This is a genomic window from uncultured Maribacter sp. (assembly GCF_963975365.1).
Lineage (GTDB): Bacteria > Bacteroidota > Bacteroidia > Flavobacteriales > Flavobacteriaceae > Maribacter.
This window is the reverse complement of sequence record NZ_CAXBGF010000001.1, coordinates 288,791-311,307: the sequence shown is the minus strand read 5'-3', so window position 1 is coordinate 311,307 and position 22,517 is coordinate 288,791. Positions and strand designations below refer to the sequence as shown.

Annotated in this window: 13 protein-coding genes; 2 read left to right on the top strand and 11 right to left on the bottom strand. The window is 36.3% G+C overall.

Going from position 1 to position 22,517, the window contains the following annotated elements:
- The first annotated feature begins 112 nt into the window (after positions 1-112).
- Complete coding sequence (locus AACZ49_RS01410) at positions 113-1,849, top strand: ABC transporter ATP-binding protein (RefSeq protein ID WP_339650812.1); 1,737 nt, start codon at positions 113-115, stop codon at positions 1,847-1,849.
- 121 nt (positions 1,850-1,970) lie between these two features.
- Here AACZ49_RS01410 and AACZ49_RS01405 read toward each other — a convergent pair whose 3' ends face one another.
- The 4 genes from AACZ49_RS01405 to AACZ49_RS01390 all read right to left on the bottom strand — a co-directional run bounded on the left by AACZ49_RS01405 (position 1,971) and on the right by AACZ49_RS01390 (position 4,893).
- Positions 1,971-2,303, bottom strand: a complete 333-nt coding sequence (locus AACZ49_RS01405) for a ferredoxin (RefSeq protein WP_339650810.1) — start codon at positions 2,301-2,303, stop codon at positions 1,971-1,973.
- 70 nt (positions 2,304-2,373) lie between these two features.
- The gene (locus AACZ49_RS01400) at positions 2,374-3,432 is read right to left on the bottom strand and encodes an NAD(P)/FAD-dependent oxidoreductase (protein WP_339650809.1); all 1,059 of its coding nucleotides are present in this window, start codon (positions 3,430-3,432) and stop codon (positions 2,374-2,376) included.
- A gap of 70 nt (positions 3,433-3,502) precedes the next feature.
- Positions 3,503-3,745 (bottom strand): NifU family protein, encoded by a 243-nt coding sequence (locus AACZ49_RS01395; RefSeq protein ID WP_339650807.1) that lies wholly within the window; start codon positions 3,743-3,745, stop codon positions 3,503-3,505.
- Positions 3,746-3,747: 2 nt separating this feature from the next.
- On the bottom strand, positions 3,748-4,893 hold the full coding sequence (locus AACZ49_RS01390) for an Mrp/NBP35 family ATP-binding protein (protein WP_339650806.1): 1,146 nt from the start codon (positions 4,891-4,893) through the stop codon (positions 3,748-3,750).
- A 196-nt stretch (positions 4,894-5,089) separates the two neighbouring features.
- On the opposite strand from AACZ49_RS01390, the gene AACZ49_RS01385 reads away from it, so the two are divergent.
- Complete coding sequence (locus tag AACZ49_RS01385) at positions 5,090-6,763, top strand: amidase (RefSeq protein ID WP_339650804.1); 1,674 nt, start codon at positions 5,090-5,092, stop codon at positions 6,761-6,763.
- Positions 6,764-6,817: 54 nt separating this feature from the next.
- Here the strand turns inward: AACZ49_RS01385 and AACZ49_RS01380 are convergent, their stop codons facing one another.
- The 7 genes from AACZ49_RS01380 to AACZ49_RS01350 form a co-directional block, all read right to left on the bottom strand.
- Positions 6,818-7,489 carry an ABC transporter ATP-binding protein gene (locus tag AACZ49_RS01380; protein WP_339650802.1) on the bottom strand — a complete coding sequence of 224 codons (672 nt, stop codon included), beginning with the start codon at positions 7,487-7,489 and terminating at the stop codon, positions 6,818-6,820.
- A gap of 80 nt (positions 7,490-7,569) precedes the next feature.
- Positions 7,570-10,020: an FtsX-like permease family protein gene (locus AACZ49_RS01375; protein WP_339650800.1), complete on the bottom strand. Its 2,451-nt coding sequence runs from the start codon at positions 10,018-10,020 to the stop codon at positions 7,570-7,572.
- Positions 10,021-10,032: 12 nt separating this feature from the next.
- Entirely contained in the window at positions 10,033-12,432 is a 2,400-nt protein-coding gene (locus AACZ49_RS01370) for an FtsX-like permease family protein (protein WP_339650799.1), read from the bottom strand.
- Between the two features lie 71 nt (positions 12,433-12,503).
- The gene (locus AACZ49_RS01365; RefSeq protein WP_339650798.1) at positions 12,504-14,936 is read right to left on the bottom strand and encodes an ABC transporter permease; all 2,433 of its coding nucleotides are present in this window, start codon (positions 14,934-14,936) and stop codon (positions 12,504-12,506) included.
- Positions 14,937-15,133: 197 nt separating this feature from the next.
- Complete coding sequence (locus AACZ49_RS01360; protein ID WP_339650797.1) at positions 15,134-17,563, bottom strand: ABC transporter permease; 2,430 nt, start codon at positions 17,561-17,563, stop codon at positions 15,134-15,136.
- Positions 17,564-17,590: 27 nt separating this feature from the next.
- On the bottom strand, positions 17,591-19,993 hold the full coding sequence (locus tag AACZ49_RS01355; protein WP_339650795.1) for an ABC transporter permease: 2,403 nt from the start codon (positions 19,991-19,993) through the stop codon (positions 17,591-17,593).
- A gap of 55 nt (positions 19,994-20,048) precedes the next feature.
- On the bottom strand, positions 20,049-22,484 hold the full coding sequence (locus AACZ49_RS01350; RefSeq protein WP_339650794.1) for an ABC transporter permease: 2,436 nt from the start codon (positions 22,482-22,484) through the stop codon (positions 20,049-20,051).
- Positions 22,485-22,517: the final 33 nt, after the last annotated feature.

Genomic DNA, 22,517 nt, shown 5'->3' with positions numbered 1-22,517 from the left:
ACTCAAATATAAAAACCTTTATCGATACTATACCCCAATTTCAAAACCTTATCAATAAACATTCAAATCTTTAGAATTGAAGTAACTTGCAGACTTTTAAAATCTCCTTTTCATGTCAGAAAAAAAAGTAACTATACTTTCCGCATTTAAAACTATCATTTGGCCCAGACGAAAGCTAGTCTTCATAGGATTACTGTTAATCGTAATCAGTAAAGCTGCAAGTTTTGTAGCACCCTTATCCCTTAAGTATTTAATGGATGATATTATACCCAATAAAAATGTAGACCTTTTAAAAATTCTGGTACTTTCCGTTGGTTTGGCAATATTAGTGCAAGCGGTTACTTCTTTTTTACTAACAAAAATACTAAGTGTTCAGGCTCAATATTTAATATCAGAGCTGAGGGCACAAGTACAAAAGAAGGTTCTTTCATTACCTATTCGATTTTTCGATAATACGAAATCAGGAGCATTGGTTTCTCGAATTATGAGCGATGTTGAAGGTGTTCGTAATTTAATAGGAACTGGATTAGTACAACTCGTTGGTGGCACTATAACAGCTATAGTATCCTTGATATTACTACTCCGAATTAGTTGGACAATGACTATTTTCACTTTAATACCCTTGGCTATTTTTGCTTTAATTGCATTAAAGGCATTTAAAGTTATTCGCCCCATATTTAGGAATAGAGGAAAAATAAATGCGGAAGTAACAGGTCGGCTAACCGAAACTTTAGGCGGTGTCCGTGTAATTAAAGGTTTTAATGCCGAGGAACAAGAAAATAGAATTTTTGAGGAAGGTGTAGAACGTCTTTTTCAAAATGTGAAGAAGAGTTTGACTGCAACTGCTTTTATGACAAGCTCATCTACTTTTTTATTAGGGTTGGCAACTACAGGTATTATGGGAATTGGAGGTTACAAAATAATGATGGGTGAATTGACCATTGGTGATTTCTTGACCTTTACCTTCTTGCTGGGTCTTATGGTGGCTCCTATTGTTCAAATGAGCAATATTGGCAGTCAACTTACAGAAGCATTGGCCGGTTTAGACCGTACCGAAGAACTGATGAATATGACTCCTGAATCTGATGAAGAAAATCGTACCGAAATACTGAAAAACCTAGAAGGCCATATCGTTTTTAATGATGTGTCATTTGCCTATGAAGAGGACAAAGAAGTGCTACATAACATAAGTTTTGAAGCAAGATCGGGAGAGGTTATTGCTTTGGTCGGTAGTTCAGGTTCTGGCAAAAGTACTATTGCAGGGTTGGCTGCGACTTTTTTGAACCCACAATCAGGTGTAATTACCGTTGATGGGGAAGATATCTCTAAAGTGAACTTAGGTAGCTTTAGAAAACATCTAGGGGTCGTTTTACAAGATGAATTTCTTTTTGAAGGCACTATACGCCAGAACATTCTTTTCCCGAGACCTGATGCAACAGAGGAAGAATTGACCGCAGCAGTAAATGCTGCTTATGTAAATGAATTTACAGACCGTTTTGATGACGGATTAGAAACATTGATTGGTGAACGAGGTGTTAAATTATCTGGCGGACAACGACAACGTATTGCCATAGCAAGAGCTGTGTTGGCCAACCCAAGAATTTTAATATTGGATGAAGCAACTTCTAACCTTGATACGGAAAGTGAAGCATTAATTCAGAAAAGTTTAGCAGAACTTACTAAAGGCAGAACCACCTTTGTTATCGCACACCGCTTAAGTACCATTAGAAAAGCTGACCAAATTTTGGTAATTGAAAACGGACGTATTGCAGAGCAAGGAACACATGATGAATTGATTGCAACGGAAGGAAGGTACCATAACTTGTTTACATATCAGGCGAGGATATAATTTGGTTGTTTGCTGTTGGAAAATAAAAATTCTTTTTTAAGTTTTGGCGCCATGGTGAATCTTCAGAACGCCAATTCAACAGATTACTTCGTCACTAAAATGTACATTTCAATAAATGGTATTAAGCCTCTTCTGGAGCTAGCTCTACTTTTAGCCCATCCATATCTTCAGAAATATGTAATTGGCAACCTAATCGTGAATTATCTTTTACATTAAATGCCTCTGACAACATAGCTTCCTCATCATCACCCATCTCAGGAAGTTCGTGATCGGATAACACATAACATTGACAAGATGCACACATCGCCATACCACCACAAATACCTATTGTCCCTTCTGGAGCTAATTCGTACGAACGAACTACTTCCATTAAATTCATATTCATATCTGTTGGTGCATCGATTTCATGTGAAATGCCCTCTCGGTCAATTATAGTAATTTTAATATCAGTCATTAAGTAACACTTTTTTAAGCCAATAGCATTGTACTCGTTTTACATCGCTCAGCATATCATTATAATTCATTTATTCTATCGCCTTCACGACTGCTTTTGGCGATTCTTTCTTACTACCGTCAAAACCTTCTACCCCACCTACCGTAGTATACTTCATGACATATTTCTTATCCGGAAATATTTTTTGAAATGCACTTTGGCACATTAAAGTTGCTTCATGAAAGCCACAAAGAATCAATTTTAATTTGCCAGGATATGTATTTACATCCCCAATTGCATAAATACCGGGTATATTGGTTTGATAATCAAATGTATCTACTTTGATTGCATTTTTCTCTATCTCTAATCCCCAGTCATCAATGGGCCCAAGTTTAGGAGATAGTCCGAATAAAGGAATAAAAGCATCAACAGTTAAGGTGATATCCTCTTTAGCATCAGTAGTCTTACGAATTAAAACAGACTCCAGTGAATTCGTTCCATTTAACCCTATAATTTCTCCCGGGGTAACAAGGTTGATTTTTCCTTGATTTTTTAGTTCTTGTACTTTTTCAACGGAGTCTAAAGCTCCCCTAAATTCATTTCTTCTATGAACCAAGGTGACTTCTGATGCAACATTAGATAAGAAAATACTCCAATCGAGAGCAGAATCACCACCACCGGCAATGACCACTTTTTTATCGCGATAGACTTCAGGATTCTTGATCATATAGGCAACCCCATTATCTTCAAATTTTGTCAAATTTTCCAATAGTGGTTTTCTAGGCTCAAAACTCCCTAAACCACCTGCAATTGCTACAATTGGTGCATGGTGTTTCGTGCCTTTATTAGTGGTTACCACAAAAGAACCGTCTTCTAGTTTTAGAATAGTTTCAGCGCGCTCACCCAAGGTAAAACCTGGTTGAAATGGCTTAATCTGTTCCATAAGATTATCTACCAAATCGCCTGCCAAAACTTCTGGAAAACCGGGAATATCGTAAATAGGTTTCTTAGGATAGATTTCAGAACACTGCCCACCTGCTTGAGGTAGCGCATCGATTAAATGGCATTTTAATTTTAATAGTCCTGCTTCAAAAACTGCGAAAAGACCCGTAGGTCCCGCGCCAATTATAAGTATATCGGTCTTAATCATTAAAAAAAGTATTTTTAATACCCTTCAAAGTTATTGTTATGCTTCATAATATATAATGACATATCTCAGGTTATACACCTACTACATTAATCACCTCTTCAATTTGTGGTGCGTATTTTTTGATCGTCATTTCCACACCACTTTTCAATGTCATCTGATTAACGCTGCACCCAACACAGGCTCCCTCCAATCTTACTTTTACGGAATAATCTTCAACAGAAATCAACGTAATATCACCTCCATCACTTTGTAAAAAAGGTCTAATTTCCTCTAATGCTTTTTCAACATTCAATGTTAGTTCTTCCGATGTCATATCTATTTTTTCTTAATAGCAGAACATCCTGCCATTGTTGTAATTTTTATTGCTTCGGTCGGTGGCAGTGTCTTATTTCTTCCAACAACCTCACTTACTACTTGCCTTGTGATTTCTTCAAAAGCAACCTCCACTGGTGTGCCACTTTGTAATGCCGCAGGTCTACCTACATCACCCGCCTCGCGTATACTCTGCACCAATGGTATTTCACCAAGGAAAGGCACTTTTAAATCTTCTGCAAGATGTTTTGCTCCTTTTTTACCAAATATATAGTATTTATTTTCTGGCAACTCCGCTGGTGTAAAATAGGCCATATTTTCTATGATACCTAACACCGGTACATTTATAGATTCTTGCTGAAACATTGCTACTCCCTTTCTAGCATCTGCAAGAGCAACTTCTTGAGGTGTACTTACCACAACTGCCCCAGTTATTGGCAAAGCTTGCATGATGCTCAAATGAATATCGCCCGTTCCTGGCGGTAAATCAATCAGCATAAAATCTAAATCGCCCCAATGTGCATCAAATATCATTTGATTTAGTGCTTTGGAAGCCATTGGCCCTCTCCAAATTACCGCTTGATCTCTTTGTGTAAAAAAGCCTATTGATAATAATTTTACCCCGAAACTTTCTACAGGTTTCATTTTAGATTTACCATCTACATTTACGGCCAATGGCTTTTCATTGGCTACATCGAACATAATTGGCATCGATGGCCCATAAATATCGGCATCTAACAACCCTACTTTAAAGCCCATTTTAGACAAAGTAACTGCTAGGTTTGCTGTAACAGTAGATTTACCTACTCCACCCTTACCTGAAGCCACCGCGATTATATTAGAAATACCAGGAATTGCTTTTCCCTTTATTTCATTTGCTCTTTTAGGCTTAGTATCTGGGACCTCTACTTTAACGTTAATCTTGATCTTTGCTTTCGCATAAACCTCTTTATGGATTATTTTTAAAATCTCGACCTCTGTCTTTTTCCGGGCTTGTAGACTAGGGTTTTTAATGGTAATATCAACCTCAACCTCATCGCCAAATATCTGAATATTGGTTACCGCACCACTATCTACCATATTCTGACCTTCACCAGGAACCGTAATATGTTCCAAAGCCTTCAAAATGTCCTTTTTATCTATCTTCATTATATGAATTCATTCTAAACAACAAAGATAATCCTTAGATGGGAGATTATGAAGTTCATGTATTGAAAATGAAGATGCCATCATAAATAGAACCTTTTATTACTAGAAAATAATTTCTTGTTCAATTATAATCAAGACTAGAATACAAGCTAGACAAAAATTGTAATTTAGAACACGACTAAAAATTATATCCAGCATGTATCTGCCCACCAAAAAAACCATTCAACTCTTAGCCTTAAGTTCAATCGTATTAATGACCGTAGCCTGCTCAAGTTCAAAATCTGAGTTTTCTAAAAAAGATGTTGTTAGGTCACAAAAATTAATAGGCCTCGATTTTGATAAAAAATATATTGACACGCTTTATCCTTACCTTAAACTTAATAAAGAAGGTTTCGATACGTTACGTAAATATACTTTGGATAATGACGTTTTTCCAGCGATTCAGTTCAATCCTATACCCCTAAACTTTATACCGAGACTACAGGCCGGATTTCCAGATTGGGAAATTGCTGAAAATGTTCAGCTACCAGAAAATGTAGCTGACTTAGCTTTTTATAACATTCCACAACTTGCTTCATTAATTAAATACAAAAAAATAAGTTCTTTAAAATTGACTGAATTTTTCATAGCCCGATTAAAAAAGTACAATCCTATTCTACAATGCACTATTACCATTACAGAGGAAATGGCCTTGGAACAAGCAAAAAAGATGGATCAAGAATTAGCTGATGGCCAATACAGAGGCATATTACACGGAATACCATACGGCGTAAAAGATTTAATGGCAGTTGAAGGCTACAAAACCACTTGGGGCGCCGAACCATATAAAGACCAACAAATTGAGATGACTGCAACCGTAGTTGAAAAATTACAAAATGCAGGTGGTGTTTTAATTGCCAAACTGGTTTCCGGTTCTTTGGCTCGAGGTGATGTGTGGTTCGGTGGAAATACAAAAAACCCTTGGGATACGGAACAAGGTGCCTCAGGATCATCTGCAGGTTCAGGTTCTGCAACTTCTGCTGGGTTGGTACCTTTTGCTTTGGGAACAGAAACATTAGGTTCAATAACCTCACCAAGTACTAGAAACGGAATTACAGGATTACGCCCCACCTATGGGAGGGTAAGTAGACACGGAATTATGAGTTTGAGTTGGTCTATGGACAAAGTTGGCCCCATGGCAAGAAGTGCAGAAGATTGTGCGATAGTTTATAGTATTATTACCGGAAAGGATCCGAAAGATGGTACGACCACAGATTTTCCTGATGGTTTTGAACCTAAAAAAGATATCAAATCTCTTCGGGTGGCCTATCTAAAAAAGGACATCGAAAAAGATACTTCGCTAAGTAAACCTAATTTAGAAAAAGCTATAGAATCTTTTAAGAAAATGGGAATAACCTTAAATGAAATTGAATTACCAGAAGATGTGCCCTATAATAGTTTTGATGTGATTTTAAGAGCAGAGGCAGGTGCTTTTTTTGACGACCTAGTGCAATCAAGAAACGTTGATAAAATGGTAGAACAAAACCAAAGTTCAAGAGCCAATTCATTGCGCCAAGCTCGCTTTATACCAGCTGTGGAATATTTACAGGCCAATAGGCACCGCCAAGTACTAATTGAGAAAATGGAAGGTATCATGAAAAATTATGACATTCTTATTTCTCCAACCTTCGGCAATAAACAATTGATCATTACAAATCTAACTGGGCATCCTGTTATCGCTATTCCAACAGGGCTTGATAAAGAAAAACACCCTACAAGTATTACCCTTGTTGGTAATTTGTACGATGAAGCTAGTATTTTACTATTGGCAAAAGCTTTTCAAGACCAAACCGATTTTGATGAAATGCATCCTAAGGGGTATACAGATTAATTCTGGTAATTTTTTTTTAGAAATAAGAAAATCGAACTTACATAAAGAATCTAATTATAACCCTATCTGCCTACCGTCTAATAAATTAATGATTCTTGATCCGTACGCAGCATTTTTTTCTGAGTGAGTCACTTGAATAATAGTTACACCCTCTTCCTTATTAAGCCTTTTAAAAAGCTCCATGATTTCTTCACTTTGTTGTGAATTTAAATTTCCGGTAGGTTCATCTGCTAAAATCAGTTTTGGCTTGCCGATCAATGCACGGGCAACACCCACCAGTTGTTGTTGGCCCCCACTCAATTGACTGGGAAACAAATCTTTTTTACCCACAAAATTAAACCTGTCTAACATATCTGCCACCAAAGCCTTTCGTTCAGAGCCCTTCACCTTTTTATATAACAAGGGCATTTCTAAATTTTCCTCAACCGTAAGGTCATCCAATAAATGATACGATTGAAAAACAAAACCAATATATTCTTTATATAAATTAGTACGGTATTTTTCTTTTAAAGTGTGTACTGATTCGCTTAAAAAATCATACTCTCCTTCGTCAAAAGTATCTAACATACCAATGACATTAAGTAAGGTTGACTTCCCTGAACCAGACGGTCCCATAATGGAAATAAACTCCCCTTCTTCTACTTCTAGATTAATATCTTTTAGTAAGAATATACGCTGACCACCTTGCTGTACCCATTTGAAAATATTATTTAATTGTAATAGCATTATTTTGTTTTTAGTTGTTCATTATTTCAGTATCACTCAGCACTAGTATTGGCTAATTGTAGATTAAGAAATAGTAATCTCTATTCTGTTCGTAAACTTTTTACTGGGTTTGTATTCGCTGATGCAATTGTTTTAACACTCATAATCAAAAGTGCTATCAAAATCATTGCAAGCCCGCTCAAGGTGAATATCCACCAGCTTAAAGTTGTTTTATTCGCAAAACCCTCTAGCCAGTAATTAAGTCCGTACCACGCGATAGGCGTAGCTATCAAAAAGGCAATCAACACTAATTTTAAAAATTCTTTAGACAACAAAAAATTAAGTTGAAATAGACTGGCACCGAGTATTTTACGAACACCTATTTCCTTTGTTCTGCGCTCTGTAGTATGAATAACCAACCCAAACAAACCTAAACAACTTATAAGAATTGCAAGACCAGTAGCCCATTGTAAAAGTATTGATGTTTTTTGCTCACTTTCGTAAAATTTTTTTACGGTATCATCCATAAAACTATACTCAAAATCAGATTCTGGATACATGTCTTTCCATATGGTTTCTACACGAGAAATAGTAGTTGGCCAATCACTAGTATCCAAACTATTCAATTTAAAATGAATGGTTCTAAACTGTGTCCATTTTCCACTGTAAGAACCTCCAGTAAATGCCATTGGCGCTACACCATATTTTAAGGAATGTTGATTAAAATCTTCCATAACACCAACAATAGGGAGCATTTCATTGTCAGCCTTTAGATTTTTACCGACCACATCTTCAGGGTTTTCGATTCCAATTACTTTTAAATAAGACCTATTGACTACATATTCTCTTATTGAATCATTTAATGGCATTCGACCTGCAACTAATTTTAAATTGTATAAATCAAAATAGTTAGCATTGCCATACATTAATTGTAAATCTGAATTTACTTCCTTTTCCTCATCTACAAACAAAGCACCCATACTCATTGTAGAAAATGATGCTGGTGGATTTCCAGAAAGAACAACCTGATTAATTCCTGACAATTCTTCCATTTGACGTACAAACCTGGCTCGTTTAATGGCTGATGTGTCTCGCCAAGGTGTTCGTAAATACGCAATGGCTTCTGTCTTAAAGCCCATGTCCTTTTTCATAATATAGTTCAACTGCTTACCCACCATCAGCGTAGCTATTATAAATACTTGCGCAATCACAAATTGAAATACGGTTAAATACTTTCTTAAAGAGCCTTTGTCAGAATTGGGTAGAATCTGCTGTTTAAGGACCGAAACAGGTTCGTATTTAGACATGACCAAAGCAGGATAAAAACCTGATAAAACCGTTACCAAAAGTAGCAACAAAACTATACCAAGCACAATCCAATGATTCCAAAAAAGCTCAAAAGTGAGTCCTACGGGAATAAAATCAGAAAATAATGTGAGTAACCATTTCGATAGAAAAAAAGAAAGAGCAGCTGCTGCCAAAGTCAAGATAAACGTTTCCCCCAAGAACTGAAATATCAACTGCTTTCTAGAACTGCCCAAAGTTTTTCTGACCCCAATTTCCTTAGCGCGTTGTATGGCCTGGGCAGTATTTAAATTGATAAAATTTATACATCCTAAAAGGACTAAAATGGCAGCCAATAACAACAAACTTTTTAACGCCGCCATTGTTGTTCGGCTATCATCGAAGTCAAACGTACCATAATCTGGATTCAAATGAATATCAGCTAGCGGCTGTATGGCATAGGTATTACTTCTGCCAATAGCGACCATTTCTGGCTCATCATGTTCTTTTGCAATTTGGGTAAGTGTTTCTTGAACCTCTATAGGGTCTGCCCTTTTCGAAAGTTTAATGAACAATTGAGAGGCAGAGTTAGTGTTGTTCCAATTAGCTTCGTTTACGGCATTGGTCATATCTTGGGTCGCTGCAGTTTTTAAAGAGATAAATTCTTCGAAAACAATATCTGTTCTTTTATTGAAATTGGCCACAATACCCGATACCGTTGCTGGTATTGTGTCATTATACATTACAGACTTACCTAAAATGTCATCTAACTCTTTATTAGGAAAATATTTTCTAGCTCGTTCTTCGGATAATACTACCCTATTAGGTTCCTCTAAAGCACTTTCCTTATTTCCTACTAACCAATTATATTCAAAAGTTTTAAAGTAAGATGCATCGGTATAGATTACAAATTCAGGATTTTTAAATCGATCGCCTGTTTCCTGATTTTGAACATGTAATGGATACGTGGTGAAAAATGGTGCCACGGTTTCCAATTCTTCCATTTTAAGATCTACGAGTGCTTGCGCCAGAGGTACCGTTACCCCTGCATTGTAAAAATCACCATCCGGGCTTTTAAAAGCAGTAGTAACTCTATAGATTCTATCGCCATCAGGGTGAAACTTATCAAAAGAAAGGTCATAAAAAACCATAGCCCCAATTACAAAAGCAGCACTTAGACCAATAGAAAGACCTAAGATATTTATCAATGAAAACACCTTGTTTTTCCAAACATTTCGAAAAGCAATTTTTATATAATTATGTAGCATATCTGTTTAGTTTTACTCCGTTCGTAAACTTTTTACCGGATTAGCTTTTGCTGCTTTAATTGCCTGAAAACTTACCGTAACCACGGTTACCAACATCGCCCCAACCATGGCCAAGGCGAATATCCACCACTTTAAGATTACCCGGTAAGGGTATTCTTGAAGCCAACCGTTCATAATGAAATATGCAATGGGCACTGCTATAAAACAAGAGATGATTACCAGCTTTAAAAAGTCTTTCGAAAGCATATTCCACACATTAAATATACTTGCACCCAACACCTTTCTTACCCCTATTTCTTTCTTACGTTGTTCTGCAACGAATGATGTTAAACCGAAAAGGCCTAAACAACTTATTAAGATGGCCAATGCTGTAAAAATGCCAGAGAGGGTGCCAATACGTTCTTCAGATGCAAATTTTTCTCCATATTGCCCATCTACAAATTCATATTCGAAAGGTATATCTGGAAAATGCTCTTTAAAAACCCTCTCAATTGTAGCAATGTTTTTACTGGCACTCTCATTTGGGTTTAATCTTAGATTATAATAACTGGCATTATTAAAACGATCATATACATAAACCCCTTGCTTTACTGGTTCGTAAGGTGATTGCGTAATCATATCTTGAACGACTCCAATAATTTTCAATGGTGGTCCTGGGTCTTCTTCATCATCATCTTTTAGTAACATACCTACCGGATTTTCCAACCCTAAGTATTTCTTTGCAGATTCATTGATTAATACGCCCAAAGAATCGGTTGCAAATTCTCTAGAAAAATCCCTGCCTTCCAGAATTTTAAGGTTCAATGATTTTGCGTACTCTGACGAAACTTCCGTCCATGCTAAATCTTCTTGAAACCCTTCTGGTTTACCATCCCAAGTAAAACCACTTCTATTAGACCATATTTGGGTGGTAGGGCTACTCGAGGTTGACATCTCTACCACTGCGTTAGAACCTAAAAACTCGCTACGCATCAAGTCATATTTACCTTCAAAATCTTGACTGAATGTAGGTATCTGTATCAATCCTTCTTTATCATAACCTACAGGGCGGTTCTTGGCATAGTTTATCTGTTGCATTACGATGACAGTACCGATAATAAAAGCTACAGAAACCGTAAACTGTACAACGACCAATATTTTTCTTGGAAGCCCTGCGTATTTACCCACTTTAAATGTTCCCTTTAAAACATCGACTGGTTTAAAAGAGGATAGATAAAGCGCGGGGTAACTACCTGCCAATAATGATGTGAACAAGATGAACACTAATGACATCAACCAAAACATTCCATTATCCCATGGAAACAAAATCTCTTTTCTAGACAGTTCATTAAATCCGTTTAAAGTAAGTAATACAATAAGTATCGCTACTACAAAAGCGAATAATACAACTAAAAAAGACTCGCTTAAAAATTGATAAATTAATTGACCTCTCTGCGATCCTATTGATTTTCTAATACCTACTTCCTTACCGCGTTTCTCAGATCTAGCGGTACTTAGATTCATGAAATTAATACATGCTAAAAGCAATACGAAAGCACCGATTATACCAAATAACCACACATACTTGATACGACCGCCATTTTGCTTACCGTTTTCGAAACTACTGCGCAGGTACCAGTCTTTCATTGGAAAAAGAAAAAGCTGCGGGTTAAATTCAACCGAATCTGGATTAAGGGTTTTCTTTACATCTTTAATACTATTAGTGATTTTCTCGAATGATGTGTTGTCGGCAATTTGAACGAACATTTGAAAAGAGTTGTTGCCCCATTGGTCTTCTGCATTTCGTATCCATTCGTTGTTCGCCAAATATTTTTCCCACGGGATTATAAATTCGGTGTCATTGAACGAATTATTTACGGGTATATCCTTGTAAACCGAACTTACATTTAACTTGTGCTCATTACTTACGGTAACCGTTTTACCGATTGGATCTTCGCTTCCAAATAAAGCATTGGCCGTAGATTCCGATAACATGATGGAGTTGATTTCACGAAGTCCGTCTTTCTCCCCTTTTATAATTTCTAAACCAAAAAGCTCTGGACCTACCTGTTGCATATAATTACCTGGTCTAGATAGGCTTTTATCTCCATATTTTAAATAGTGATCATTTGTCCATGAACACATTACCAAATGCTTGAAATTATCACTGTACCCATCTCGCAAACCTTTTTCTAAAGGTCTGGGAATCGCTGGTCCGGTTCCTGTTTCCCCATTGAATGTCTGTGATTGAAAGACTTGGGCTATTTTATCCTTATTCTTGAAATAATTGTCATAGGAAAGTTCATCTAATATCCACAGACCAATAATCAAAGTAACGGCCATACCTAAGGCAAGTCCGCCTACATTTATGATGGTGTATCCTTTGTTCTTCCAAAGGTTTCGCCAGGCGATTTTCAAATAATTTTTGAACATGATGAGTGTTTTTTATGATTGATGATGTTTGCTTTATACCACTATAAAGAGTGTTTTAAAATTGAAATGTTTCATTCTGACCGTAAACTTTTTACTGGGTTAACAATTGCCGCTTTTATACTTTGATAGCTTACCGTAATTACAGCTACCATAATTGCTAGAAATGCTGCCAATGCAAAAATTCCAAATCCGATTTCTATTCGATATGAAAAATCTTCAAGCCATTTGTTCATAATAAACCATCCTAAAGGCAATGAAACCAATATAGCTACGGCTACTAATTTTAGAAAATCTACCGTAAGCCGATATGATATCTGACTTACAGTAGCCCCCAACACTTTTCTAACGCCAATTTCTTTTGTACGCTTTTCAGCATTAAAGGCAGCTAATCCAAATAATCCCAAACAAGCAATGAAAATGGATAGAATAGTAAAAATGAAAAATATTTGGCTAAGCTTTTGTTCCGCTTCATAAGTGGTATTAAAAGCTTCGTCCATAAACTGATAATCAAATGGTTGACCAGGTGCCATTTGGTTCCACTTATTTTCGATTTCGGCAATTGAACTTGAATATTCACCGCCACTTAACCTTACCGCCATATTTTCTGCAGTATTTTCTAAATGCATTCCTAATGCTCCTATATTTTCCCGAAGCGATTTAAAATGAAAATCTTTTACCACCCCAACAATGGTGTAGTAGGTAGGGTCTTCCAATTCTATCTCCTCAGAAATTCGCATCCCTAACGCTTCCTCTGCAGTTGCATTCAAAATTGGCAATGTGGCTTCATTAATAATCAAAGCAGTTGAATCTGAGGCATACTGCTTATTAAAATCGCGCCCCGCAACAATATCCATCTGCAACGTCTTCAAATAATCCGTATCCACCCCCCAGGTCTGCATTTGAATTGCATTTTCTTGACTTCTAACACCTTCTTGAAAGAATGAACTATCCGATCGCCATGACGGCGTAGGGTAATAGTTACTTAAGGTAACATTTTCAACATTTCCCATTTTAAGAATTTCTTCTTTAAACGCATTGGTTTTAGATCCCAACGGACCGGTTTCGTTGATCAACAACACTTGGTCTTTTGTAAAGCCTAAATCTTTACCCTGTATATAATTTAATTGTTGAAATACTACCAATGTGCTTACAATAAGAAAAACGGAAATCGAAAATTGAAAAATAACCAAAGTGTTTCGTACCCATCCATTGCCAACACTTTCAGCACCAACTCCTTTAAGTGATTTAACCGGAGTAAATCTTGACATGAAAAAGGCAGGATAGCTTCCAGAAAATAAGCCCAATATAAAGGTTGCAGCAAGTAATGCAATCCAGAATAAGGGCTGTATGAATGGAATTCCAATAGACTTACCTGTGAATCCGTTGAAAAATGGCAATGCTACCATTGTGATCAACAGCGCTGCTATTAACGAAATAAAAGCTATTAAGCCAGATTCTGTCAAAAACTGAAAAACCAAATGCACTTTATTAGAACCCAACGTTTTTCGAACACCAACTTCTTTTGCTCTTTTTAACGAGTGTGCCGTTGATAGGTTCATAAAATTTACACTTGCCAAAATAATCAAGAACAGCCCTATAAATGAAAGTATATATATGTTCTGCATACTACTGGTAGCATTCATTTCAGAGCTTCTATCGGAGTATAAATGAATATCTGTCAGCGCCATAGTATGATAACGAATGTAATTACCTGATGCCGCAAAGGATTCTGCCGTCATACCCGGAAAATATTTTTGTGCCCATGGCAACATATACCTTTCCAGCATGCCCTGTAATGGCTCTTTAAAATCTTCTACAGATGCTCCGGGTATTAATTTTATGAACGTAAAATAGTTATTACTGCCCCATAACTCTTCTCTTGATGCAACATTACCTGCCATTGCCAAAAAAACACTGTATTCGTTAAAATAAGAGTTTTTGGGCATATCATCAATAATCCCTGTTACTGTATAGGTATCGGAATTATCCAGAAGTAAATCTTGCCCTAAAACATCTGTTGATCCAAAGTATTTTTCTGCGGCTGTTTTTGTCAGCACTAAGGAGTTGGTACCTGTTAACGCAGTTTTAGGGTTACCTACCAATAAATCAATCCCAAAGAATTCGAAAAAAGTGGAATCTGCATAGGTTACATGGGTTTCCTTAGAACTTTTATCACCACCTACCTTTTTCAAGTACATGCTACCCACCGTCCTGAAACGTACTGTAGATTCTACCTGAGAATAATCTCTTTTTAAGGCTGCCGCCATTGGCGGTGCTGATTCAGCTGCCTTAATTTCCGCTCCACCAAATTTTACATCAGTATCTATTCGGTAAATACGGTCTGCATCGGCAAACATTTTATCATAGCTTAGTTCATCATATATGTACAATGAAATCATTAGTGCCCCAGCCATACCTATGGCAAGACCAAATGTATTTAGGAACGTAAAAAAGGCTTGCTTCTTTAAACTTCGCCATGCGATTTTAATATGATTTTTGAACATGATGCTCGTTTTTTGATTGATGGTAATTCCTATTACCTATATACAAAGGACTAATTTTATGCCATATATTCAACTATTTGATTTTTAGTTATTTATAAATTTTCTTTCTTTGAAAACTGTAAAATTATTGGACAAATGATGTCTAATATATTTACATAAAAATAATAGTAAGCCCGCTTATGTCGAATAATAAATTCTTATTCGGTTCTTAAGCTTTTTACAGGGTTCGCAATTGCTGATTTTAAAGATTGAAGCCCTACAGCGAAAAAAGTAATTAGTACCGCAAAACCACCTGCCAACGCAAATACCCACCATTGTATATCTATACGATAGGTGAAATCTTCTAACCAGCGTTGCATAAAATAATAAGCAATAGGTGTTGCTATAGCAAGTGCGATAAGCACTAGCTTAATAAAATCTTTTGTCAATAATTGAACTACTGACCCAATGCTTGCTCCCAATACTTTGCGTATACCGATTTCTTTCTTTTTCTGCTCGGCTACAAAGGAAACAAGTCCGAAAAGACCCAAGCAACTTATAAGAATAGCCAGTATGGTAAAAACAATTGAAATTTGACTTAACCGTTTTTCTTCGTCATAGAGTTTCTCGACTTCCTGATCTACAAACCTATAGTCAAAAGGAACATTGTTTACAGTTGCCTTCCATTGTTGTTCTAAATTTGCCAATAATTGTTCGTAATTGGTAGTTTGGGTCTTTAAAAACAACCAGTTTGGTTCATTTTCCTTATAAAGAAATAAAGGTGCTATCTCATTTTTTAAGGATGCAAAGTGGTAATCTTTTGCTACTCCTATAATCCTCATTTCATTAGTCTCGTCTCCAAAACTTTGAATGAGTCTTGTACTTAAAGCATCTTCTTCCTTAATTTTAAAAATTCGTAATGTCGCTTGATTTACAATAATTTGATCCGTGGTATCAGCAGGTGTAAAATCCCTTCCCATTACCAATGGAATATTCATGGTTTCAAAATAATCTTCGCTTATACCTTGTCTTTTTACAATAATATTATTCTCTCTATTTCCACCTGGCAAATACAAGCCATTATCATTTAATACTACTTCAGATGGTGCATAATTTCCGCTAGATACATTTAGCACCCCTGGTATTTTTAGAAATGATTTTTTAAGCGATTCAAACTTGCTTGAAGATTCGGACGTACCTATTCTTAGTGCTAAAAGATTCTTTTTCTCAAAGCCAAGATCCTTACTTTGTGTAAAACGGAACTGCTGTGTCACGATAATTACCGTCGCCACTAAACTGATAGAAACAACAAATTGAAATACCACCAAAGCTTTTCTGAACGTACCGTTACCCGATTGTAAAATCGTAGCACTTTTCAAGGCACTGATAGGTTTTATTTTGGATAAAATTATTGCTGGATATATGCCCGACACAATACCTGTGATGACTCCCAACCCGATTAATATAGAACCAATGCGCAAGTTCAATAAATCTTCATAACCTAAACTCGCATTGGTTAATTCATTTACAAGTGGCAACAGCAAAACCGTAATAGGAATACTTATGAGCATTGCAAAAATAGACAGTAGAAAAGATTCGCCTAAAAATTGTCGCATTAAACTATTGGTACCGGCGCCTACAACCTTACGAACCCCAATCTCTTTTGCCCTTTTACTGGCTCTTGCCGTACTCAGGTTTATAAAATTAATACATGCAACCAATTGAATAAAAAAGGCGAGTGTCAATAAAAAATAAAGATATTTGATGTTAGAAACTTCATGAATCTGATTGTTACGACCATCGGAATACAGGTGGATTTTTGCGATATTTTGTAGTGATAAAATTTTTCTATCCATGCCAGCATTTTTGAGGTCATCTGCTCCTCTTTCTTGTAAAAATCCAGGCAGTTTATTTTGTAAGCCTTCGGCATTACTATTTGGTTTTAACTTTACATAACTGTACACAAAGTTATTGGTAGCAAAACTTTTGAAATTCTGAACAAAAGTTCCAATACCTGGGGTACTCATGCTTACAATATAATTCGGTTTTAAATGTGACTTACCAAACGATTCATCAAAAACACCTTTAACGGTTAAGGTTTGGGCATCATCTCCACTACCCCATGTTACTGCCTTACCCAAAGCTTCTTGATTACCGAATAATTTTTTCGCTAAAGAAGAAGATAGTACCAATGAAAAAGGCTCGTCTAAAGCTGCCTCTTCTGTACCTTCAATAAATTTATAAGTGAACACCTTAAAAAAAGTAGAATCTGCCATATACACTCTTGGTTCATAATAGGCATCTTTACTATCGGCAGCACTAATTAAATTACTAAAGAACACATCTGTCAAGAATGCACGTGTAGCTTCCTCAACTTCTGGAAAATCTTCTTTTAGCGCAAATGCAATAGGAGGCGAAGCAGCAGCAGTATCAAAACCTTCTTTGCCATCTCTTTCTATAACGGTCTCAACCCTAAAAATACTTTCTGCGTTTTCATGATGTTCATCATAACCAAATTGAGAAAACACGAATAATAAAATGGCTAGACAACTAACCGTACCAACCGTAAGACCTAATAAATTTATAACGGTCTGCTGCTTACTTTTTAACAGGTTTCGCCAAGCGATTTTGATATATTGTTTGAACATGATTCTCGTTTTTTGATGATTGATGAATTATTCTGTACGCAAGCTTTTTATAGGGTTTGCTCTCGCTGATCTAATCGCATGATAGCTTACGGTTAATATGGCCACTGAAAGTGCAATTATTCCGGCCAAGGCAAAAATCCACCAACTAATGTCAATTTTATAAGCGTACACATTTAGCCATTTGTTCATGGCATACCATGCAAATGGTGTTGCTATTAGAATAGATATTAATACCAATTTGATAAAATCTTTTGATAATAAGGTAACAATACTAGAAATCTCTGCTCCTAATACTTTTCGAATTCCAATCTCTTTCGTACGGAGCATGGCACTGTAAGTAGCCAACCCAAATAGACCCAAACAAGCTATTAATATTGCCAAGAAGGAAAAAAGTGTAAATAGCTCTTTAAATCTGAAATCGGCTATGTATTGTTCATTAAAACTTTCGTCTAAAAAACTATAGAGAAACGGACGATGTGGCGCCAATTCAGCCCACTTATTTTCAATTTTGTCTATAGCTGCAGCCATGTTTTCCGATTTTATGCTTAGTGATAAAAATCTACTACTACCAGGTTCATATCGTAAGGTAAGAGGGCCTACTTTTTCATGAAGAGATAAGTAATTAAAATCTTTCACAACCCCAATGATAGTACCTGACTTACCCCATTGTTCAAATTTCTTTCCTAATATGTTCTCAGGATTCGCGTATCCGAATTCCTTGACCGCCGCCTCGTTTATAATCATTGATGATATAGTATCTGCCGGAAAGTCTCTAGAGTAAGCCCTACCAGCCGCCATTTCTAACTTATAATGGGGTATGAAATCAACATCTATCTCGTACAGAAATGGATCATAATTTAGCATTTCACCCTTCTTACTTTCAATATTTGTTCCTGCAGCCGGGAAATGAGCACCAGGCACAGTCCTTGAAGCAGAAGCTGAGGATACTTCTGGTAACGTCAAAAACTCGTTCTTAATGGTTTCCAAATTTTCACGAATAGCACCGTCATAATTAAAATCTATCACCAGTTGCTGTTCACTGTCAAACCCAAGGTTTTTATCCAACATAAAACTCAATTGAAAATATACAATAACGGTACTCGCTATTAATACAATGGAAAGACTAAACTGGAATATTACCAAACCCTTTCTAAGGTTAACTCCTTGCGGTGAAGAACTCACAAGACCTTTCAGCACACTTACAGGTTTAAAGTTGGACAAAACGAAAGCAGGATAACTACCCGCTAACAAACCGGTAACCAAAGCAGTTCCAAAATAAAGTAGTAAGGTATTTGTATTAAAAATGTTTTTTATAACAAACTCCTTTCCTGTAATATTACCCATCCAAGGAAGACAAATAGATACTATCAAAAGACCTATTATTGCCGATAGAAATACCATAATCAACGACTCGCCCATAAACTGATAGATGAGTCCTTTTTTATCTGCCCCGATCGCTTTTCTAACCCCAACCTCCTTGGCACGTTCCATAGATCTAGCAGTGGCCAGATTCATAAAGTTAATACTGGCAATAATCAGAATAAACAAGCCTATTATGGCGAAAATATAAATGTTGGACAAGCTTCCCGTTATACCTGGTTGACGAACCGCTTTAGAATTTAAATACGCATCTTTTAAAGGTTCAAACGAAACGTTGTAATAATATTCTTTCGATTCTTCTGGAAGCCTTGTTTTTAAGAAACTGGGCATCTTTTCCTGAAAAACCTCTAAATTAAAATTATCGTTCACTAAAAAGTACGTGTAGAAATCTACATAGCCCCATGATTCAAAAATACTGGGCCGGGTTTGATAAAAAGAACTCATGGAGAGTAACACATCAAAACTAAAATGTGAATTAGAGGGCACGTCTTTCATCACACCCGTAACGGTATACATGCCATCATTAGCTCTACCGCCAATACCGTCAACAGTTTTACCCATTGGGTCTTCATTATCAAAGTATTTTTTTGCGGTACTTTCAGTTAGCACAATAGAGTAAGGTGCTTCTAACGCAGTTTTTGGATTACCCGAAATTAATGGCCAACTAAAGACATCAAAAACCATATCATCCACATAAAAACAATTGCTTTCTTGAAAAGAGTTATTGTTATATTCAAGCAGTACGTCAGATCTTCCTGAAAATTGAACCTTCTCTATCACTTCAGAAAAGTCAGCTTTTAAGGCAGGACCAATAGGGGCATTACCCCAAATCCATTGGTCGTCTATATCCTCAGATCCATTATGATGTACTACCCTATAAATATTATCACCTTTTTCATGATAGGTATCATAAGAGAGTTCGTTGTTTACGAACAAAGCTATTATTAGAAAACATGCCATACCGATGGCCAAACCCCCTATATTGATTATCGAGTAGCCTTTGTTCTTGATTAGGTTTCGCCATGCGATTTTGATATAATTTTTGAACATGATTCTCGTTTTTTGATGATTGATGATTCTGCTACACTAGACATAAATTGATGAATTATTCTGACCGTAAACTTTTTACTGGGTTAACAATTGCCGCTTTTATACTTTGATAGCTTACCGTTAGCACAGAAATTAGAATCGCTAAAAATGACGCTAGTAAAAAAACCCACCATGGTATGGCTATTCTATAGGTAAAATCTTCTAACCACATGTTCATGGCGTACCAACCAAGCGGTAAAGAAATTAAAATAGCAATACCCACCAGCTTTAAGAAATCTACCGTAAGCCTCGTGGATATTTGACTTACACTTGCACCCAGAACCTTGCGTACCCCAATCTCTTTTATTCGCTTTTCTGCATTAAATGCTGCCAAACCAAAAAGACCCAAACAGGCAATTAAAAGGGAAAGTATGGTAAAAATTATGAAAATATTACCTAACCTTCGTTCACTTTGATACGTATTATTAAAGGCATCTTCCATAAAATAGTAATCAAAGGGCTCACCAGGTACTACAGTATTCCAAACACCTTCTATTCGTGTGATCGCATTCGAAAAATCACCTGACTGTATTTTTACGGCCAAAGCATAGGCTCCATCTCCTAAATGAAGACTTACTGCGTCGATATCTTCTTTTAAAGAAGCAATATGAAAATCTTTAACAACACCGATTATGGTGAAATATTCTGGATTATTTGAATCAAAATTGGGCGTATATCTTTTACCGATGGCTTCTTTCGGGCTTAATTTCATTATTCTTAACGCAGCTTCATTGACTATAATGGTCGTAGAATCATTTCCAAAATTCCTATCAAAATTGCGCCCAGCTACCAATTCAAAATCCATGGTCGAAACATAATCATAGTCAACCGCCCATGTCTGCATGCTTACCGCATTCTCTTGATTGGTTCCCCCTTCTTCAGGACTAAAAGTAGAATCACTTCGGCTAGAAGGTGTCGGGAAAAAACTACTTAATGTGGCATCTTTTACAAAGCTCAATTGTTTCACCTGTTCTTTAAAAGAGTTGACCTTATCGCCTGCAGTATATACATCATTAATGATCAAGACCTGATCTTTAGAGAATCCTAGGTCCTTACCTTGTATATACTTTAATTGTTGGTAAACTACCAAAGTACTCACTATTAAAAAGACTGAAATGGCGAACTGAAATACAACTAGGGAATTTCTTATCGTTCCACCACCAACACTGCTTCCGCCACCCCCTTTTAACACTTTAACAGGCATAAATCGCGACATAAAAAAAGCAGGATAACTTCCTGAAAAAAGACCTAAAATAACTACTGAAACTAAAATAATGATCCAAAACACCGGACTTACAAAAGGAAAGGACAAATCCTTATTCGCCAACGTATTAAAAAAAGGTAACGCAATAATGGCAAAAACAAGTGCGAGTAACAAGGAGAGGAAAGATATTAAACCTGACTCTACTAAAAATTGACGCACCAAGTCTAATTTATTGGACCCCAATGTTTTTCGAACCCCAACTTCCTTTGCCCGTTTTAAAGAATGCGCAGTAGAGAGGTTCATGAAATTAACACTGGCTAAAACAATAAGAAATACAGCTATAAATGAAAGAATATAAATACTTTGAATATCATTGTTAGCGCTGATCTCGGCAACCCTATGTGATTTCAAATGAATATCGGTCAATGGCATCGTGCTATAAACCAAGTAGCTACCAGATTTTTTCAACTGTTCTTCAGTTATACCTGGCATAAATTGTTGTACACCAGGAATCACATATTTACCTAAAAATCCACGTAATTGTTCTTGTATATCGGAAGCTTTGACCGAGGGTATAAGTTTAATAAATGTTTGATAGTTATTACTTCCCCAATTAATCTCTTTTGCATCACCATTTCCTTCCATAGATTCAAAAACAGAATAATCTCTTAAGAAAGAATTCTGTGGAAAATCATCAACAACTCCTACTACCGTATAGGTCTCTTCATTATTAAGCACCAAATTTTGACCTATCGCATTGCCAATCTCAAAATGTTTTTCAACAGCAGTTTTAGTTAGCACTAAAGTGTTTGGATCTTTTAAAGCCGTTTTAACATCGCCTGCCAACAATTCTATCCCAAACATTTTAAAAAAGCTAGGATCAACAAAAGTAGTCTGTTCTTCTTTTACATTAGTTTGATCATCCGCCTTACGTATCAATGCACTGCCCCGAGTCCTAAACCTAGTGACCAACTCGATTTCGGAAAAATCATTTTTTAATGCATCTGCCATGGGAGCCGGTGTTACAGCAAACTCACGAGCATCTCCACCAAATTTAATATCTGCATTTATTCTATGGATCCGATCGGCATCTTCAAACATTTTATCATAACTCATTTCATCATAGATATATAATGATATAAGTAGTGCCCCAGCCATGCCAATAGCTAAGCCGAATGTATTAAGAAATGTAAAAAAAGGTTGCTTTTTTAGACTTCGCCATGCGATTTTGATATAATTTTTAAACATGATGCTCGTTTTTTGATTGATGATAATTTTATT

Excerpts from the sequence above, each read along its gene's own strand:
- AACZ49_RS01360 (WP_339650797.1), bottom strand. The coding sequence starts at position 17,563 with ATGTTCAAACAATATATCAAAATCGCTTGGCGAAACCTGTTAAAAAGT.
- AACZ49_RS01370 (WP_339650799.1), bottom strand. The coding sequence starts at position 12,432 with ATGTTCAAAAATTATTTGAAAATCGCCTGGCGAAACCTTTGGAAGAAC.
- AACZ49_RS01355 (WP_339650795.1), bottom strand. The coding sequence starts at position 19,993 with ATGTTCAAAAATTATATCAAAATCGCATGGCGAAACCTAATCAAGAAC.
- AACZ49_RS01350 (WP_339650794.1), bottom strand. The coding sequence starts at position 22,484 with ATGTTTAAAAATTATATCAAAATCGCATGGCGAAGTCTAAAAAAGCAA.
- AACZ49_RS01390 (WP_339650806.1), bottom strand. The coding sequence starts at position 4,893 with ATGAAGATAGATAAAAAGGACATTTTGAAGGCTTTGGAACATATTACG.
- AACZ49_RS01395 (WP_339650807.1), bottom strand. The coding sequence starts at position 3,745 with ATGACATCGGAAGAACTAACATTGAATGTTGAAAAAGCATTAGAGGAA.
- AACZ49_RS01400 (WP_339650809.1), bottom strand. The coding sequence starts at position 3,432 with ATGATTAAGACCGATATACTTATAATTGGCGCGGGACCTACGGGTCTT.
- AACZ49_RS01410 (WP_339650812.1), top strand. The coding sequence starts at position 113 with ATGTCAGAAAAAAAAGTAACTATACTTTCCGCATTTAAAACTATCATT.
- AACZ49_RS01405 (WP_339650810.1), bottom strand. The coding sequence starts at position 2,303 with ATGACTGATATTAAAATTACTATAATTGACCGAGAGGGCATTTCACAT.
- AACZ49_RS01380 (WP_339650802.1), bottom strand. The coding sequence starts at position 7,489 with ATGCTATTACAATTAAATAATATTTTCAAATGGGTACAGCAAGGTGGT.
- AACZ49_RS01385 (WP_339650804.1), top strand. The coding sequence starts at position 5,090 with ATGTATCTGCCCACCAAAAAAACCATTCAACTCTTAGCCTTAAGTTCA.
- AACZ49_RS01365 (WP_339650798.1), bottom strand. The coding sequence starts at position 14,936 with ATGTTCAAAAATCATATTAAAATCGCATGGCGAAGTTTAAAGAAGCAA.
- AACZ49_RS01375 (WP_339650800.1), bottom strand. The coding sequence starts at position 10,020 with ATGCTACATAATTATATAAAAATTGCTTTTCGAAATGTTTGGAAAAAC.